The 17,422-nt window shown below is 72.3% G+C and carries 11 protein-coding genes; 3 read left to right on the top strand and 8 right to left on the bottom strand.

Annotation, left to right across the window (positions count from 1 at the left end; genetic code table 11):
• On the top strand, positions 1-1,362 hold the full coding sequence (locus Q9R47_RS07640; protein WP_311232607.1) for an ATPase, T2SS/T4P/T4SS family: 1,362 nt from the start codon (positions 1-3) through the stop codon (positions 1,360-1,362).
• Positions 1,363-1,423: 61 nt separating this feature from the next.
• On the opposite strand, the gene Q9R47_RS07635 is transcribed toward Q9R47_RS07640, so the two are convergent.
• Positions 1,424-3,055, bottom strand: coding sequence for an ABC transporter permease (locus Q9R47_RS07635; protein WP_404977115.1), 1,632 nt, complete (start codon positions 3,053-3,055; stop codon positions 1,424-1,426).
• A gap of 132 nt (positions 3,056-3,187) precedes the next feature.
• On the opposite strand from Q9R47_RS07635, the gene Q9R47_RS07630 reads away from it, so the two are divergent.
• On the top strand, positions 3,188-4,252 hold the full coding sequence (locus Q9R47_RS07630; RefSeq protein WP_311232605.1) for an ABC transporter ATP-binding protein: 1,065 nt from the start codon (positions 3,188-3,190) through the stop codon (positions 4,250-4,252).
• A gap of 48 nt (positions 4,253-4,300) precedes the next feature.
• Here the strand turns inward: Q9R47_RS07630 and Q9R47_RS07625 are convergent, their stop codons facing one another.
• Genes Q9R47_RS07625 through Q9R47_RS07600 form a run of 6 tightly spaced genes read right to left on the bottom strand, consistent with a single transcriptional unit; the run spans position 4,301 to position 8,932 of the window.
• Positions 4,301-5,038, bottom strand: a complete 738-nt coding sequence (locus tag Q9R47_RS07625) for a lysophospholipid acyltransferase family protein (protein WP_311232604.1) — start codon at positions 5,036-5,038, stop codon at positions 4,301-4,303.
• The gene (locus Q9R47_RS07620) at positions 5,038-6,333 is read right to left on the bottom strand and encodes a dihydroorotase (protein ID WP_311232603.1); all 1,296 of its coding nucleotides are present in this window, start codon (positions 6,331-6,333) and stop codon (positions 5,038-5,040) included. Before Q9R47_RS07620 ends, Q9R47_RS07625 begins: the two co-directional genes overlap by 1 nt.
• A 2-nt stretch (positions 6,334-6,335) precedes the next feature.
• Positions 6,336-7,298, bottom strand: coding sequence for an aspartate carbamoyltransferase catalytic subunit (locus Q9R47_RS07615; protein WP_311232602.1), 963 nt, complete (start codon positions 7,296-7,298; stop codon positions 6,336-6,338).
• A 4-nt stretch (positions 7,299-7,302) separates the two neighbouring features.
• The gene (pyrR, locus tag Q9R47_RS07610) at positions 7,303-7,827 is read right to left on the bottom strand and encodes a bifunctional pyr operon transcriptional regulator/uracil phosphoribosyltransferase PyrR (protein WP_311232601.1); all 525 of its coding nucleotides are present in this window, start codon (positions 7,825-7,827) and stop codon (positions 7,303-7,305) included.
• On the bottom strand, positions 7,824-8,285 hold the full coding sequence (ruvX, locus tag Q9R47_RS07605; protein WP_311232600.1) for a Holliday junction resolvase RuvX: 462 nt from the start codon (positions 8,283-8,285) through the stop codon (positions 7,824-7,826). Before ruvX ends, pyrR begins: the two co-directional genes overlap by 4 nt.
• Positions 8,282-8,932: a YqgE/AlgH family protein gene (locus tag Q9R47_RS07600; protein WP_311232599.1), complete on the bottom strand. Its 651-nt coding sequence runs from the start codon at positions 8,930-8,932 to the stop codon at positions 8,282-8,284. The genes ruvX and Q9R47_RS07600 overlap by 4 nt, the downstream gene beginning before the upstream one ends.
• A gap of 21 nt (positions 8,933-8,953) precedes the next feature.
• Here Q9R47_RS07600 and Q9R47_RS07595 point away from each other — a divergent pair, with 21 nt between their 5' ends.
• Positions 8,954-10,465, top strand: a complete 1,512-nt coding sequence (locus Q9R47_RS07595; protein ID WP_311232598.1) for a deoxyribodipyrimidine photo-lyase — start codon at positions 8,954-8,956, stop codon at positions 10,463-10,465.
• A 79-nt stretch (positions 10,466-10,544) separates the two neighbouring features.
• Here the strand turns inward: Q9R47_RS07595 and Q9R47_RS07590 are convergent, their stop codons facing one another.
• Complete coding sequence (locus tag Q9R47_RS07590; protein ID WP_311232597.1) at positions 10,545-17,384, bottom strand: Hpt domain-containing protein; 6,840 nt, start codon at positions 17,382-17,384, stop codon at positions 10,545-10,547.
• Positions 17,385-17,422 lie beyond the last annotated feature (38 nt).

Below are 17,422 nucleotides of genomic sequence, written 5' to 3'. Positions count from 1 at the left end.
ATGCGCCATCCGCTCCCCTATGCCTTCGCGCGCACCTCGCAGCTGCTGCTGGAGGACGACGGCCACACCTGCGTGCTCTGGCACGGCCCCGCGCCGGACGCGGGCGCGCTCTCCGAGGTGATGCGCAAGCATGCCGTGCGCGAACTCATGCCGCTGGACGCGCACGCCATGGCGCAGCGCATCAGCGCCGCCTATTCGCAGGGCGAGTCGAGCGCGGCGACGGTGGTGAGCGAGGTCGAGTCCGACGCCGACCTCTCGCGCATGATGCAGGAGCTGCCGGCCGTGGAGGACCTGCTCGAATCCGCGGGCGATGCACCCATCATCCGCATGCTGAACGCGCTGCTCACGCAGGCCGCGCGCGACGGCGCGAGCGACATCCACATCGAGCCCTACGAGCGCCATTCGAGCGTGCGCTTCCGGGTGGACGGCACGCTGCGCGAGGTGGTGCAGCCCAACCGCGCGCTGCATGCGGCGCTGATCTCGCGCCTGAAGATCATGGCGGACCTGGACATCTCCGAGAAGCGCCTGCCGCAGGACGGGCGCATCAGCCTGCGCCTGGGCACGCGCGCGATCGACGTGCGCGTCTCCACCCTGCCGAGCGCCCACGGCGAGCGCGCGGTGCTGCGCCTGCTGGACAAGAGCGAGAGCAAGCTGAGCCTGGAGGCCGTGGGCATGCAGGGCGACACGCTGCGCCGCTTCGACGGACTGATCCACCAGCCGCACGGCATCGTGCTCGTGACCGGGCCCACGGGCTCTGGCAAGACGACCACGCTGTATGCGGCGCTGGGCCGGCTCGACGCCGCCGGCAGCAACATCATGACGGTGGAGGACCCGATCGAATACGAGCTGCCGGGCGTGGGCCAGACCCAGGTCAACAGCAAGATCGATCTCACCTTCGCCAAGGCGCTGCGCGCGATCCTGCGCCAGGACCCGGACGTGATCATGATCGGCGAAATCCGCGATTTCGAGACCGCGCAGATCGCCATCCAGGCCTCGCTCACGGGCCACCTGGTGCTCGCCACGCTGCACACCAACGACGCGGCCAGCGCCGTCACGCGCCTGACCGACATGGGCGTGGAACCGTTCCTGCTTTCCAGCTCGCTGCTGGGCGTGCTGGCGCAGCGGCTGGTGCGCAAGCTCGACCCGACCGAGCCCAGCGGCTACCGCGGCCGCACGGGCGTGTTCGAGCTCCTGGTGGTGGACGACACGCTGCGTGCGCAGATCCACGGCCAGGCCGCCGAGGCGGAATTGCGGGCGACCGCGATCGCCGGCGGCATGACGCTCATGCGCGAGGACGGCGAGCGGCTGGTGCGGGCAGGGATCACGAGCCCCGAGGAAGTGCTGCGCGTCACGCGCGATTGATACGGACGGGCCGAGGGCCGGGCGCCTCGTGGAGGCGGGCCTTTCCCGATCCGGAAGCGGCTCAGCGCGAACCCGAGGCGCGCAGCGTGCGGCTCAGCAGGATGACGGGCACCAGCCCCACGGCCACGAGCGCGAGCGACGGCAAGGCCGCCTCGCCCAGCCGCTCGTCGCGCGCGAGCTGGTAGGCGACGACGGCCAGGGTGTCGCTGTTGAACGGCCGCAGCACCATGGTGGCGGGCAGCTCCTTCATCACGTCCACGAACACCAATAGCGCCGCCGCCGCGGTGGAGCGGCGCAGCAGCGGCCAGTGCACGCGGGCCAGCAGCCCCAGGCCGCCCGTGCCGAGCATGCGCGCGGAATCATCCAGGCTGGCGGGGATGCGCGCATAGCCGCTCTGCACCGATTGCAGCGCCACCGCGCAGAAGCGCACGAGGTAGGCCCAGACGATGCCCACCGCCGTGGCGGTGATCAGCGCCGGCACGCGCCACTCCGGCACCGCGGCCTGCAGCCAGCCCACGGGCAGCAGCAGGCCGACGACGATCACCGCGCCCGGCACGGCATAGCCCACGCTGGCCAGCTGCACCACGCCGCGCGTCAGGCGCCCCGCACGGCGCCGCACGGCGAAGGCGAGGGCAAGCGCCACGCCCACGGCCAGCACCGCGGTGATGGCGCCCAGCCGCACGCTGTGGCCGGCCCATTCCACGAAACGGTCCCAGGGCAGCACGGACCAGTCCGCGGCCAGCGGCCGCAGCATGAAGGCCACCGGCGCGAGGAAGCCCATCACCACCGGCAGCCCGCACACCACCCAGGCGGCCCCGCAGCGCCACCCGGCCAGCCGCTGGGGCTGGGCCTCGGCGGAGCCCGCGCGGCCCACGCCGCTGGGGGCGAAGCGCATGCGCCGCTGCGCGCGCTGCTCCAGCTGCAGCAGCACCACCACCAGCACCAGCAGCAGCGTGGCGAGCTGCGCGGCCGCAAGGCGGTTGTCCATCGACAGCCAGGCCTTGTAGATGCCGGTGGTGAAGGTCTGGATGCCGAAGTAGCTCGCCACCCCGAAGTCCGCCAGCGTCTCCATCAAGGCCAGGGCCACGCCCGCCGCCACGGCGGGACGCGCCAGCGGCAGGGCCACGGTGCGCACGCGGCGAGCGAGCGGCGCACCGAGCAGGCGCGCGGCCTCCATGAGGTGGGCGGCACGCTCGCCGAGCGCCGTGCGCGCGAGCAGGTAGACATACGGGTAGAGCGAGAAGACGAACACCCACACCGCGCCGCCCAGGCTGCGCACCTCGGGCAGCAGCCGGCCCTCCAGACCGTAGGTGGCGCGCAGCCAGACCTGCAGCGGCCCGCTGAATTGCAGGAAATCGGTGTAGGCATACGCGGTCACGTAGGCCGGCATGGCCAGCGGCAGGAGCAGCAGCCATTCCAGCGTGCGCCGGCCGCGGAAGTCGAACAGCGTCACCGCCGCCGCGGTGGCGGTGCCCACCAGCGCCGCACCCGCCCCCACCGCGATCGCGAGCCAGACGGTGGTGGCGAGATAGTCCGGCAACACCGTGGCGGCCATCTCGCGCAGGATGGCGAGCGACTCCTCGCCGCCATGCCCCCATGGCAGCCAGGAGGCGAACACGGCCAGCACCGGCAGGGTGAGCACAAAGGCGAGCAGCAGCAGCGGAACGGCGCGCAGGGCGGAGAGGAGACGCAAGACGGTGCGAAGAAAGAAAAGGGAGGCGGGAGGGGCAGAGCCGGCGCGGGCGCCCCTGCCCTGCATGCGCGGGACCGCGGCGCAACGGATGCAAATGCGAATTCTACGCATTGCCCCTTCTAGAATCCCCGCATGTTCCTCGAAGTCATCCAACTGGACGTGCGCTACCCCGGCCGCGCGCAGCCCGCCGTGCGTGGCGCCACCCTCGGCCTCGCGGCGGGCGAGATCGGCGTGCTGATCGGCCCGTCGGGCTGCGGCAAGACCACGCTGCTGCGGACCGTCGCCGGCCTGGAGCCCGTGGCGGCCGGCGAGATCCGGCTGGAAGGCGAGCGGGTCGGCGGCGCCGGCCGCAGCGTGCCGCCCGAGCAGCGGCGCATCGGCATGGTGTTCCAGGACTACGCCCTCTTCCCGCACCTGACCGTGGGCCGCAACGTGGCCTTCGGCATCCACCGCCTGCCGAAGGCGGAGCAGGCGGCCCGCGTGGACGAGGTGCTGCGCCTCGTCGGTCTCGAAGGCAGCGCGGCGCGCTATCCGCACGAGCTCTCCGGCGGGCAGCAGCAGCGGGTGGCGCTGGCCCGCGCGCTGGCGCCGCGGCCGCGCCTCATGCTGCTGGACGAACCGTTCTCCAACCTGGACGTGGACCTGCGCGAACGGCTCGCGCACGAGGTGCGCGGCATCCTCAAGGCGGCGGGCGCCACGGCGCTCTTCGTCACCCACGACCAGCTGGAGGCCTTCGCGATCGGCGACCGCATCGGCGTGATGGAAAGCGGCACGCTGCACCAGTGGGACGACGCCTATGCGCTCTACCACCGGCCCGCCACCCGCTTCGTCGCCGACTTCATCGGCCACGGCGTGTTCGCCCCCGCGACGCTGGAGCAGCGCGGCGACACCGTGGTGGCGCGCACGCCGCTGGGCGATCTCTCGGACCTGGCCGAATGCCCCCTGCCCTCTGGCTATCCCGGCGGCGCCTGCGACGTGCTGCTGCGCGCGGACGACGTGCTGCACGACGACGACGCGCCCGTGCGCGCACGCGTGGTGCGCAAGTCGTTCCGGGGATCGGAGTTCCTCTACACCCTGCAGCTGGAAGGCGGCCTCACGGTGATGGCCCACGTGCCCAGCCACCACGACCATGCGGTCGGCGACTGGATCGGGATCCGGCCGCAGGTGGACCACGTCGTGGCGTTCCCGCGGGAATAAGAGCGGCTCACACGGCCCTTCTGGCGGTGTTGCCGCGTCCAGCGCGGGTCAGGCCTTGCGCAGCGCGTCGACCGCCCGGCGCAGATCCTCCGCCCACACGCGCCGGTCGCGGCCCGCTGCCCGCTCGGGTTGGCCGTAATGCACCACGGCCACCATGGGTTCGGCCCGCAGCACGCGCCAGAGCGACGCCAGCAGCGTGTCGTCGCCCACGTAGAGCGCGTCGGCGCTGGGCCGGCCGGTGGCGCGGTCGACGAAGCGCAGGCCCACCGGCTGCACGGGCGCATCGGCCAGCACGGCGGCCTGCAGCAGGTTGGCGTGGAAGGGCAGCAGTTCGGTGCCGTCGGCCGTCGTGCCCTCCGGGAACACGCCCAGCACCTCGCGGCGCGCCAGGGCCTCCTGCATGAGGCGCACGATGCGCATGGCGTCGCGGCGCGTGCTGCGCTCGATGTAGAGCGTGCCCACGGCCGTGGCGAGGCGGCCGATGACGGGCCAGCGCTCCACGTCCGACTTGGAGATGAAGCGACAGTGCCGCGCCGCGTGCATCACGGAGATATCGAGCCAGGAGAGGTGGTTGGCCACGAGCAGCGCGGGGCCGGCGGCCAGTGGGGTACCGCGGATCTCCAGCGCGATGCCGGCATGCGCCAGCAGTTCGCGCGACCAGACCTGCACGCGTGCATGCTGAACCTCCGGCGCCATGCGCGGGAAGCGCAGCAGCACCGTGGCCAGCCCTGCCAGGATGTGCACCAGCAGCCGCAGCAGGCGCGCCACCGCGCGCAGCGAACGCATCAACCGCGCTCGAACGCGACGATGCCGCCCACGAGCGTGCAGCGCACGCGGCCCGGCAGCTCGTAGCCGGAGAACGGCGTGTGCGTGCCCTGGCTGCGCAGCGCGCCGGGAGCGATGGTCCAGGCGTCGGCAGGATCGAACACGCACAGATCGGCCACGCCGCCTTCCACGAGCCGGCCGGCGCTGGCCGCGAACGTGCCGAGCGCGAAGCCCAGCACGCGTGCGGGCTCGGAGGTCACCGTGGCGAAGGCCCGGTCCACCGGCACGCCGTGGTCGCGCGACCACTTGAGCGCGATGCCGGCGAGCAGTTCCAGCCCCGTCGCGCCCGGCTCCGCCTCGGCGAAGGGCAGCGTCTTGGCGTCCTCGTCCACCGGGTTGTGGTCGGAGACCAGCGCGTCGATGGTGCCGTCGGCCAGCGCAGCCAGCAGGGCGTCGCGGTCGCGCTGCTGGCGCAGCGGCGGCGAGAGGCGCGCACGGCTGTCGAAGTAGCCGATGTCGGTATCGGTGAGCAGCAGCGAGTTGATGCTCACGTCGCAGCTCACCTTGAGGCCCTCGGCCTTGGCCTGGCGCACGAGCTGCACGCCCGCCGCGCTGGAGAGGCGGCACAGGTGCACGCGGGCGCCGGTGGTCTTGAGCAGTTCGAAGATGGTGTGCAGCGCGATGGTCTCGGCCGCGACGGGAATGCCCGAGAGGCCCAGGCGCGTGGCGAGCGGCCCGCTGGCGGCTACGCCCTTGCCCAGGTGCAGCTCCTGCGGCCGCAGCCAGACCGTGTAGCCGAAGGTGGCCGCGTACTGCAGGGCGCGCTGCAGCACCTGCGTGCTGGCGAGCGGCACCTCGGCCTGGCCGAAGCCGACGCAGCCCGATTCGGTGAGCTCCGCCATCTCGGTCAGCACCTCGCCGGCCAGCCCGCGCGTGAGCGCGCCCAGCGGGAAAAGGCGCGCCTGGTGCAGCTTCTCGGCGCGGAACTTGAGCATCTCGACGAGGCCCGGCTCGTCGAGCACCGGATCGGTGTCGGGCGGGCACACGAGGCTGGTCACGCCGCCGGCCACGGCCGCGGACATCTCGGATTCGAGCATGCCTTCGTGCTCGTGGCCCGGCTCGCGCAGGCGCGCGGCGAGGTCCACCAGCCCCGGCAGCACGATGCAGCCCGTGGCGTCGATGGTGCGCGCGGGCTGGAAGTCCGGCGGCGTGCGGCCGAGGGCGATCACGCGCCCCGCAGCCACCGCCACGTCGCCCTGCTTGTCGAGCCCGCTGGCCGGATCGAGCACCCGGCCGTTCTGGATCAGTATCTTCATGGTCAAGCCTCATTCCCCGCGACGATGGACATCACGGCCATGCGCACCGCGATGCCGAAGGTCACCTGCGGCAGGATCACGCTCTGCTTGCCGTCCACCACGGCGGAGTCGATCTCCACGCCGCGGTTGATCGGGCCGGGGTGCATCACGATGGCGTCGGGCTTGGCCAGCTGCAGCTTCTCGGGCGTGAGGCCGAAGCTCTTGAAGTATTCCTGGCTGGAGGGCAGCAGCGCGCCGCTCATGCGCTCGTTCTGCAGGCGCAGCATGATCACCACGTCGGCGTCCTTGATGCCTTCTTCCAGCGTGTGGCACACGCGCACGCCCATCTGCGAGAGGTCGCCGGGCACCAGCGTGCGCGGGCCCACCACGCGCACCTCGGGACAGCCGAGGGTGGTGAGGCCGTGGATGTCCGAGCGCGCCACGCGCGAATGCAGCACGTCGCCCACGATGGCCACCGTGAGGTTGGAGAAGTCCTTCTTGTAGTGGCGGATGGTGTACATGTCGAGCAGCCCCTGCGTGGGGTGCGCATGCCGTCCGTCGCCCGCGTTGATCACGTGCACGTGCGGCGCCACGTGCTGCGCGATCAGGTAGGGCGCGCCCGATTCGCTGTGCCGCACCACGAACAGGTCGGCAGCCATGGCCGAGAGGTTGGCGATGGTGTCGAGCAGCGACTCGCCCTTGCTGGCCGAGGAGCGCGCGATGTCCAGGTTGATCACGTCGGCCGACAGGCGCTTGGCCGCGATCTCGAAGGTGGTGCGGGTGCGCGTGCTGTTCTCGAAGAACAGGTTGAACACGCTCTTGCCGCGCAAAAGCGGCACCTTCTTCACCTCCCGGTCGTTCACCGAGACGAAGTTGGCCGCAGTGTCCAGGATGTGCGTGACGATGCTGCGGGGCAGGCCCTCGATCGACAGCAGGTGGATCAACTCGCCGTGGCGGTTGAGCTGGGGGTTGCGCTTGGAGAGCACGGCGTCAGGCCTCCTGGACGTGGAAATGGAAGGCGCCGCCGTCCGCGCGGGCGAGCGCCAGGGACTGGGCCGCCGGCAGCGCCACCCGCGCCGCGGCGAAGTCGGCCTGCACGGGCAGCTCGCGGCCGCCGCGGTCCACCAGCACGGCCAGGCGCACGCGTGCCGGGCGGCCGTAGTCGAACAGCTCGTTGATCACGGCGCGGATGGTGCGGCCGGTGTAGAGCACGTCGTCCAGCAGCAGGATGTCCGCGCCGTCCACGTCGAAGCCCAGGCGCGTCTGCGCACTGGCGGCGAGGCCACGCTGGGAGAAATCGTCGCGGTGCAGCGCGGAAGAGAGCACGCCGGCCTCGCCGGGCAGCGCCAGGTCCTGCTGCAGGCGCTCGGCCAGCCAGGCGCCGCCGGACGCGATGCCGGCGAGCTGCGTCTGCGGGGTGCGCAGCGCGCGCACGCCGGACAGCAGCTCGCGGTAGAGCGCCTCGGCGTCGAGGGTGAGGGCCCCGGCCGGGGCGGTGGAAGACGTGGGACTCATGGGAGTTGCCTCAGGAACTGTTCCAGGATGATGCAGGCCGATGCGGCGTCGGCATCCTTCGCGCCGGCCGCATGGGCTTCGGTGGTGCTGTAGCGCTCGTCCACCTCGAAGACCGGCAGGCCGAAGCGCCCGCGCAGCTGGCGCGCGAACTTCTGCGCGCGCGCGGTGTTCTCGTGCGGCGCGCCGTCGGGGTGGTAGGGCACGCCGACGACGAGCGCATCGGGCTGCCACTCGCGTACCCGCTCGGCCACGCCGGCGAAGCGCGCGTCCGCCCCTTCGGCGCGGATCGTGGCCTGCGGGGTGGCGGTGCGCAGCATCCGCGTGCCCACGGCGACCCCGGTGCGCTTGGCGCCGAAATCGAAGGCGAGGAACGACTGCAGGTGCGCGGGAACGGCGGGAACGGCAGAAATGGCGGGATCGGCAGCGGCGGACGACGGCTCCGGCACGGTGCCGCTCATGCGTGCCCCGCCTCGGGCGAAAGCATCCAGGTCTGCAGGCCGAGCAGGCCCAGGGCCTTGTCGTAGCGCTGGCCGACGGGGGTGTCGAAGATCACCGACAGATCGGCGCCCACGGTGAGCCAGCTGTTCTCGGCGAGTTCGGATTCGAGCTGGCCCTCGCCCCAGGAGGCATAGCCGAGGGTGACGAGCACGCGCCGCGGGCCGGCGCCGGTGGAGAGGGCTTCCAGCACGTCCTTGCTGGTGGTCATCTCCAGGCCGCCGGGGATCGACATGGTGGACGCGTAGGCGGATTCGGTCTCGGAATCCTCGTCGCCCTCCGCCTCCCCGTCGTCCTTCGCCTTCGGTTTCTCGAGAGAGGGCGGCGGGCTCATGGGCTCGTGCAGCACGAAGCCGCGCTCGGTCTGCACCGGCCCGCCGCGGAAGACGGGCTCCTTCGAGAGGTCGTCGCGGCGCAGCGACAGGTCCACCTTGTCGAACAGGCCCTTGAGGCTCAGGTCGGACGGCTTGTTGATGATGAGCCCGAGCGCCCCGCGCTCGCTGTGTTCGCAGAGATACACGACGCTGCGGGCAAACGACTCGTCTTCCAGCCCCGGCATGGCGATCAGGAAGTGGTGCGTCAGGTTCATGGGCGCAGAATCGGCAGGCATTCCGCAATTTTAACGACGATCATGGAACCCACTTTTTCTTCAGGCCTGGTCTGGTTCCGGCGCGACCTGCGCAGCGACGACCATGCGGCGCTCTACCATGCGCTGCGCCGATGCGGCGAGGTCCATTGCGTTTTCGTGTTCGACACCGACATCCTCGATCCGCTGCCGCGCGCGGACCGGCGCGTGGAATTCATCCGCGAGTCGCTGGTGGCGCTCGATGCCTCGCTGCGCACGCTTTCGGGCCACCGGCACGGGGGCCTGATCGTGTGCCACGGCGCCGCGGCGCGGGAGGTGCCCGAGCTGGCGCTGCGCCTGGGCGTGCAGGCCGTGTTCGCCAACCACGACGACGAGCCCGCCGCGCTGGAGCGCGACGGCCGGGTGCGCCACGTGCTGGGCGCGGGCGGCGTGCAGTTCCACACCTCCAAGGACCAGACGATCTTCGAGCGCGCGGAAATCCTCACGCAGCAGGGCTCGCCCTACACCGTGTTCACACCCTACAAGAACGCCTGGCTGCGCAAGGTGGATGCGTTCTACCTGAGCGCCTATCCCGTGGAGCGCCACGCGCGGCGGCTCGCGGCCCGGCCGGAATGGGCGCGCGGCGGCGTGCCCACCCTGGCGGACATCGGCTTCGAGTCCGCGGGCCTGCACGCCCTGCCCCTGCCGCCCGGCATGGACGGCGCGAACGCCCTGTTCGAGGATTTCCTCGGGCGCATCGACGACTACGGCAAGGCGCGCGACTTCCCCGCCGTCAAGGGGCCGAGCTACCTCAGCGTGCACATGCGCTTCGGCACGCTGTCGCCGCGGCGCGCGGCGCGCGAGGCCCACGCCCGCGCGCAAAAGGGCAGCGAAGGCGCCGCCACGTGGCTGAGCGAGCTGATCTGGCGCGATTTCTATTTCCAGGTCCTGTCGCACCATCCCCAGCTGGCCGGCGGCGCGAGCTTCCGGCCCGCCTACGACGCCATCGCCTGGGAAGGCGGCCCCGAGGCCGAGGAGCGGTTCGCGGCCTGGTGCGAAGGGCGCACCGGCTACCCGCTGATCGACGCCGCCATGGCCCAGATCAACCGCACGGGCTACATGCACAACCGGCTGCGCATGGTGACGGCCAGCTTCCTCGTGAAGGACCTCGGCGTGGACTGGCGCCTGGGCGAACGCTACTTCGCGGAAAAACTCAACGACTTCGACTTCTCCGCCAACAACGGCGGCTGGCAATGGGCGAGTTCCAGCGGCTGCGACGCGCAGCCCTACTTCCGCATCTTCAACCCCCTGAGCCAGAGCCGCAAATTCGACCCCAAGGGAAAATTCATCCGCGCCTACCTGCCCCAGCTGGCCGCGCTGCCGGATGCGCTCGTGCATGCGCCCTGGGAAGCGAGCCCGCTCGAGCTGGAGGCGGCCGGCGTGCGGCTGGGCGACACCTATCCCCGTCTCATCGTGGACCACGACGAGGCCCGGCAGCGCACTTTGGCGCGCTATGCCGTCGTGAAGGCGGGTGCTGGAGCGGCGGCAGCCACCGCGGCAGAGGCCGGCGCGGACTGACCGGCCCGGCCAGGGAAAAAAGGCCCACGGCCCCACACCGGGCCGTGGCCTTGCGCTGCCGCCGTGCGGTCCGGGCCTGTCAGCCCGGGACCACCTCGGCCGCTGCAGCCGCCTCGCCCTGCACGGCGCTGGCCGCCGCCTGCGCATAGTGATGCACCAGGCTCAGCAGCTCCTCGTCCGAGTACGGCTTGCCCAGGTAGTGGTTGACGCCGAGCTCGGCCGCATGCTCGCGGTGCTTCTGCGCGATCCGCGAGGTGATCATGATGATCGGCAGATCGTGCAGCCCACGGTCCGCGCGGATGTTGCGGGCCAGGTCGAAACCGTCCATGCGCGGCATCTCGATGTCCGAAAGCACCACGGCCGGGCGCTCCTCCTGCAGCCGCTCCAGGGCCTGCAGGCCGTCGGCGGCCAGCGCCACGCGGTAGCCCTCGCGTTTGAGCAGGCGCTGCGTGACGCGGCGCACGGTGATCGAATCGTCCACCACCAGCACCAGCGGCACCTGGGCGGCCTGCCCGAGCGCACCGCCACCACCGGCACCGGCGCCGGACGCCGCCGCACCGCCCTCGGCCTGCAACGCGGCATCCGCATCGGCGGCGGACGGCGCGGCCATCCGGGCCCGCACCTGCTCGCCATACACGGTCGACAGCGCCACCGGGTTGTAGATCAGCACCACGGCGCCCGACGCCAGCACCGACATGCCCGCCAGTCCCGGCAGCCGCGAGAGCTGCGGCCCGAGGTTCTTCACCACCACTTCCTGGTTGCCCAGCACTTCGTCCACGTGCAGCGCGATGCGCTGCGAGGCGCTGCGCAGGATCACCACGGGACGCGTGCGGCCCGACGTCTCCTGGCTGCGCGGCGACGACTGCAGCAGCGCGCCCGCCCAGAAGAAGGGCAATGCCTCCACGCCGTCCTCGAACGCGCCCTGGCGGTAGGCCTCGTCCAGCTCGCTGGCGGTCGTGCGGCGCACGATCTCCACGAGGTTGGCCGGCACGCCCAGCGTGAGCCCGCCCGCGCGCAGCATCACCACCTGCGTCACGGCCGTCGTGAGCGGCAGCACCATGCGGAACGAGGTGCCCTGGCCGGTCTCCGTCGTGGTCTCGATGCGGCCGCCCAGGGCGTTCACCTCCGAGCGCACCACGTCCATGCCGATGCCGCGGCCGGACAGCCCCGTCACTTCCGTGGCCGTGGAGAAGCCCGGCGTGAACACCAGCTGCGCGGCCTCCGCGGGGCCCACCGGGGCCTCGGGCGCGATCAGCCCCTGGCTGACCGCCTTGGCGCGGATGCGCTCCAGATCGAGCCCCGCGCCGTCGTCGCGGAACTCCACGGACACGTCGTTGCCGTCCTGCCGCAGCGCCACGGTGATGGAGCCGGTGGCCGGCTTGCCCGCCGCCGTGCGCACTTCGGGCGCCTCGATGCCGTGCGCCACGCAGTTGCGCAGCAGGTGCTCGAAGGCGGGCGTCATGCGGTCCAGCACGCCGCGGTCCATCTCGATGGAGCCGCCCGTGATGTCGAGCTTGATCTGCTTGCCCGTCTCCTTCGACGCCTGCCGCACCACGGCGTAGAGCCGCTCGGAGATGCCCTCGAACTCCACCATGCGCGTGCGCAGCAGATCGCGCTGCAGCTCGCGCGCCTGCCGCCCCTGGGCGATCAGGTCGTCTTCCGCGCCTTCCATGGCGCGCTGCAGGTTGCGCTGTACGGTGGCGACGTCGTTCACCGACTCGGCCATCATCCGGGTCAGCTCCTGCACGCGCGTGAAGCGATCGAACTCGAGCGGATCGAAATCGGCCGACGAATCCTTCGACAGCGCCAGCCGCGACTGCATCTGCGTCTCGGCCTGCACTTCGATGTCGCGCAGCTGCTGGCGCAGGCGTTCCAGGTTGCCCGTGAGGTCCGCCAGCGAATCCTTCATCTGCACCATGCGGGCGTCCAGGCGCGAGCGGGCGATCATCACCTCGCCGGCCTGGTTGACCAGGCGGTCGAGCAGCTGGGCGCGCACGCGCACCGACTGGCTCGACACCGGCCGAGCGGCCGTGAGCTGCGAGGCCCCGGGCAGGCGGACCGCCGGGCGCGGCGCGGGAGCCTGGGCGGGTGCCGGGTCGGAGTCGGAGGCTGGCGCAGACGGAGCGGCTGCCGACGGCTCGGGCGCGGCGTCCGCAGCGGGGGACACCGCCATGGGCTCGGCCAGCCCCTGCGCGCCGATGGTGCGCAGGGCGTCGAAGTTGGACTGCAGGCCGTCGAACGCCACCAGCAGCGGCTCGATCGCCTCGGCGCTCGGCGCCTCCGTGTCCACCTGCTCCACCGCCGATTCCAGCCGGTGCGCCATTTCGCCCAGGCGCATCGCACCCGCGAGCCGCGAGCTGCCCTTCAGGGTGTGCAGCGCGCGCAGGGCCTCGTTGCGGGCCCCCAGGTTTTCCGGCCGGGCCGCCCACTGGCGCAGCGCGGCACCCAGCGAAGGCAGCAGCTCGATGGCCTCTTCCTCGAAGATCGGGAACAGGTCGGGATCGATCACGTCGACCGCGTCGATATCGTCATCGATGTCGGTGACCGCGGGCTCGGCCGGCGGGCGGCCGGCATCCGCGGCAGCCCCCTGCGGCGCCACGGGCACCGACAGCGCCGGAGCGACGTGGCCGCGGCTGCCCGCAGCGGGCTCGGGCTCCTCCGGCGCGGTGGCGGGCACGGGCTGTGCCTCCATCCCGGCCGGAATACCCGCCACCACACCGGCCGTGTCCGGCTCCGTGGCGCCGGCCGCCGGCAGCGGCAGGTCGCCGGCCTCTTCAGCGGCAGCGTCGGCGGCATCGGCGGCGTAGGGCGCGTCGGGCGCCACCTCGGTGGCGAGGATCTCGCGCAACTGGGCCAGGATCTGGGGATGGGGCTCCTTCAGGAAGCCGGCCGCGAACTGGTGCAGCAGGCGGCGCATGTCGTCCGCGGCCGCCATGAAGACCCGCGCCTGCTCGGGCGTGCCCTGCGCCTGCAGTTGCACGTGCTGCAGCGCATGCTCCAGCGCGCGCGCCATGTCCGAGAGCGCCTGGAATCCCACCGTCGCGGAACTGCCCGCCAGCGAATGGGCCAGGGCCACCGCCGTGTCCGGCAGCGGCTCGTGCAGCTCCAGGGACCATTCCTGCAGGCAGGTGACCAGCCGGCGGGACCACTCGTCCGCCTCGTTGAGGTAGACGTTGTAGAGCGGGATGCCGATGCGGAGCGTCTCGATGACCTTCACCGCCTCTTCCGGCGATTCGGCGATCAGCGGCAGATGGGGCGGGTCGGATTCCTGCAGCGCCGGCGGGCTGGCGGCAGCCTCGGCCGCCGTGTCCCGTTCGCCCTGGCCGTCCAGTGCTTCCAGCGCGTCCGGGAGCAAGGCGTCGGCCGCCTCCGCACGGTCGTCCATTGCTTCTGTTTCGGCCTGGGAATCTGCCCCGGCCTTTGCCTCGGCATCGGTGTCCTCCGCCAGCCCGCCGACGGGCACCGGGGCCTCAGCGGGCGGTGCCTCGGCGTCGGGCTGCACGCCGGGGGACATGCCGAGGTCGACCATCCCCGGTACTTCGGGAAGCGCTGGAATGCCGCCCAGGGGGGCATCCACGGCATCCACGGCATCGGCGGCATCGGCGGCATCCACGGCATCGGCGGCAGGCGGGGTGTCCGCGGTATCCGGAGCTTGCAGCGTGTCCGCGTCCTGCGGTAGCGCGGCAGCCTCCGCGGTCTCCGCAGGCACGTCGGGCACGTCCGCATCCGCATCCGCATCGCGGGCGTCGGCGGGAGTCGTGCCGTCGACGCCGTCGATGCCGTCCAGGGACAGATCGGGCCAGGCCTGGGCCTGCTGTTCCAGGGCCTGCTGCAGCGCAGGCAGGCCGGCGTCCGCGGCGCCCGTCTCCTGCGCGAGGTCTCCGGAAACCGGGGTGTTCTCAGGCGCCTGCGCATCGCGCGGTGCACCGTCGTCGGCGAACGCTTCGGAGAAGGCGGAGAAATCGATGTCCTCGGCCATCTCCGCCGCGGGCACGGCAGCAGGCGCTTCGGCACTGCGGCCTGCCTCGGCACCGTTGCGCGAAGGCCAGGTGTCCGAGAAATCGGCGGTGGCGTCCGCGGCGGGCGCCGGAGACGTGTCGGCGCCGGGCTCGGCGCCCGGCAGATCCAGGTCCAGATCGAACTCCGGCACGGTGTCGGCGGCAGGCGCCTGTGCGGCCGGCGCTTCGTCACCGGCGCGCCACGCGGCTTCCGCCCCGGCCGCGGCATCGGGCAGCGGCGGCAGCTCGTCGACTGCAGCCGCCGGCTCGGCTTCGGCTTCGGCTTCGCCACCGGCACGCGCCGCAGGATCCATCGCTTCCAAGTCCGGCAGGCCCGGCAGGTCCTCCGCGAGCATCGGCGCCGCATCCTCCGCGACACCCACGGCATCCGCCAGGGGCAGGTACTCGCCGCGCTCGCGCATGGCCTGGGCGGATTCCGCGAAGCCCTGGGGCGTCCAGGCGTCCGCATGGCCTGCCGAGATGTCGTCCGCCCAACGGCCGAAGGCGCGCAGCGCGTCGTCCGCGAGCTGCAGCATCGGGGGCTGGATCGGCTTCTGCTCGGCCAGCCAAGCGTTGAACACCTGCTCCATGGACCAGGCGGCTTCGCCGAACGCCCCCAGGCCCACCATGCGGGAGCTGCCCTTGAGCGTGTGGAAGGCGCGGCGCAGGGTCGTCTGGCCGCTCAGGTCGCCCGGTTCGGCGCGCAGGCCCTCCACGGCTTCCAGGCCGTTGGCGACGACCTCGCGGGCCTCTTCCAGGAAGATGTCGAGCAGTTCGCCTTCATCGTCGGCGTCGTCCGTGGCGGCGAACGCGGGAGCGGAGGCTGGCGCGGCGACGGGCGCCAGCGGCGCGGTGCCACCGCCGGCAGAGGTAGCCGCGGCCTCGGCCTCGACCGGCACCTCCGCGCCGGCCTGCGGCGCTCCGGCAGGCTCCCCCACCTCGGCGGCGGGCGCCGGCAGGGGGAGGTCCGCCGGGGCGGCGACTTCCGTGAGCGGGGGCAGGTGCCGGTCTTCGGGCGGCTGCTGCGTGCGCTCTCCGCCCAACTGCGGGGGCAGCGGACGCGCGCCGCGCGCCTCCCGGTGGATGTCCGCCTCTTCCGGCAGGTCACCGGCCCGGGTGCGGGTGCGGCCCATCAGGATGCGCAGCTCGTCGCGGTCCGCGTCGTAGACGAACAGCTTGCGCGCCATGGTGCGCTGGTAGCGCAGCATGTCGATCAGGAAGCCCAGCGCGCCCAGGTTGCCGCCGAGCTTCTCGAACACCGCCGGGCGCTCCTGTTCGGGCACTTCGCCCAGCAGCAGGCGTTCGACGGTCTCCCGCATGCGCAGCACGGCGAGCGAGGCCTGGTCCAGCCCCAGCACGGAAAGCACGCCCCGCATCTGCGCCAGCCGCCCGGGCACGTTGCCGAGCGCGGCCAGGTCCGCCGGGTTGCGGAAATACTGGTCCATGGACTTCTCGGCCTCGCCCAGCGTGGCCCGCAGCTCGTCCATCACGCTGCCCATGGTCTGGTGGTCGCTCACGCGGCGGTAGAGCTCCTCCATCCAGGATTCGAGCGGCTCGGGCTCGCCGCCCGCGGCCACGCTGTCCAGCCGTTCGGCCAGCCGCGCGGCGCGGTCGGCCATGTGGTCCTGCGCGGATTCGAGTTCTTCGAACGACGCCTGCAGGTACAGCACCGCGGTGGCGACCTCCATCGCGAGCGCGGGCTGCGGCGGTTCGCCGGAGCGCGCCGTGCCCTCCGCGGCCCGCGCCAGGGCCTGGGCCAGCGGTTCGCTGCCGGGCTGGAGCCGGGCCAGCGAGTCGCAGACGAGGCTGAACTGGTCGGCGGCGGGTTTCAGCTTGTTGCGGTCGCCGCCCGCCAGGGCGGACCAGGTCTCGGTCGCCGCGGCGATGCGCTTGCGTGCCTGGGCCAGCAGTGCCGGGTCGTAGAGGCCGAAGCGCGGCGTGGAATAGTCCACCGGCCGGAAGCGCTCGAGGCCGAAGGCCTGGCGCACCGCCCGCAGTGCGGAACGGTCGTCCGGTTCCGCCGCTGTCGCTGTCGCTGCCGCCGCCCCCGCGGGGCGCGCAGCCTGCGAGCAGAAGAACAGCAGGTCCTGCACGAGCCGGTCGGCGATGGTGGTCTCGCCCCGGGCCAGCATGGCGTACTGCATGAGCACGCGCGAGGCCGCGCGCTTCACGTAGACGTCCGGCGTGAGATGCCCCAGCGCCAGCGCCTCGAAGAAGCCCGCGCAGATCTTCCAGAAGGACCGCGCCTGCCGGTCGGCCTGCGCCGCGGCGAGGCCCAGGGAGATGTTGTGCAGGTCCCGCGCGGCGGCCGCATCGCCGGTCTTGACGATGCGCAGCACGGCGTTGTCCATGCGGCTGCGCGCCTCCGGGCCGTAGGCCAGCGGGGCGGCATCGACGACGACATCCGGCTCGCGGAAGCGGCGCTCCACGGGCCAGAGGTCCGCGGGATGCACGCGCTCGGCGCCCGTCAGGGCCTGGGCATCGCGGTACTGGGGGAACAGCGCCACCGGCGACACCGGCTTGCCCGCCAGCACGCTCTCCAGGTATTCCACCAGCGCGAAGCTGGCGCGCTCGATGACGGCGGCGGCCTCGTCGCTGCAGAGCTCGGGGCGCTGCACGAACTTCTGGACGGCCTCTTCCATGGAGCGCAGCACGAGCGCCGGGGGGCCCATGCCCACCATTTCGAGGGCGCCGCTGGCCTGGTGCAGCTGCTGGCGCGCGATGCGCAGCGCCCCGGCATCGAGTGCCGCGATGTCGGATTCGCGCGCCATCTCGGCGTCGCGCACGAAGCGGCGCATGGCCTTGACGGCCCCGTCGAGCGACTTGCGCAATTCGTCCAGCACCCAGGCCAGGGGCCCGAGGTCCTGTTCTCCCTGGCTCCAGTCCGCGCCCGAGGCATTTGCGGCGTCAAAAGGTGACATGAATTCGTCCCCGGCTCCGCGAGCCGTTTCGTTGATGC

It is taken from the genome of Acidovorax sp. PRC11 (assembly GCF_031844105.1).
Lineage (GTDB): Bacteria > Pseudomonadota > Gammaproteobacteria > Burkholderiales > Burkholderiaceae_C > Paracidovorax.
The sequence above is the reverse complement of the archived record's forward strand: the minus strand, read 5'-3'. Positions and strand labels throughout refer to the sequence as shown.

Excerpts from the sequence above, each read along its gene's own strand:
- Q9R47_RS07595 (WP_311232598.1), top strand. The coding sequence starts at position 8,954 with ATGGAACCCACTTTTTCTTCAGGCCTGGTCTGGTTCCGGCGCGACCTG.
- Q9R47_RS07640 (WP_311232607.1), top strand. The coding sequence starts at position 1 with ATGCGCCATCCGCTCCCCTATGCCTTCGCGCGCACCTCGCAGCTGCTG.
- Q9R47_RS07625 (WP_311232604.1), bottom strand. The coding sequence starts at position 5,038 with ATGCGTTCGCTGCGCGCGGTGGCGCGCCTGCTGCGGCTGCTGGTGCAC.
- Q9R47_RS07600 (WP_311232599.1), bottom strand. The coding sequence starts at position 8,932 with ATGCCTGCCGATTCTGCGCCCATGAACCTGACGCACCACTTCCTGATC.
- Q9R47_RS07590 (WP_311232597.1), bottom strand. The coding sequence starts at position 17,384 with ATGTCACCTTTTGACGCCGCAAATGCCTCGGGCGCGGACTGGAGCCAG.
- pyrR (WP_311232601.1), bottom strand. The coding sequence starts at position 7,827 with ATGAGTCCCACGTCTTCCACCGCCCCGGCCGGGGCCCTCACCCTCGAC.
- ruvX (WP_311232600.1), bottom strand. The coding sequence starts at position 8,285 with ATGAGCGGCACCGTGCCGGAGCCGTCGTCCGCCGCTGCCGATCCCGCC.
- Q9R47_RS07620 (WP_311232603.1), bottom strand. The coding sequence starts at position 6,333 with ATGAAGATACTGATCCAGAACGGCCGGGTGCTCGATCCGGCCAGCGGG.
- Q9R47_RS07630 (WP_311232605.1), top strand. The coding sequence starts at position 3,188 with ATGTTCCTCGAAGTCATCCAACTGGACGTGCGCTACCCCGGCCGCGCG.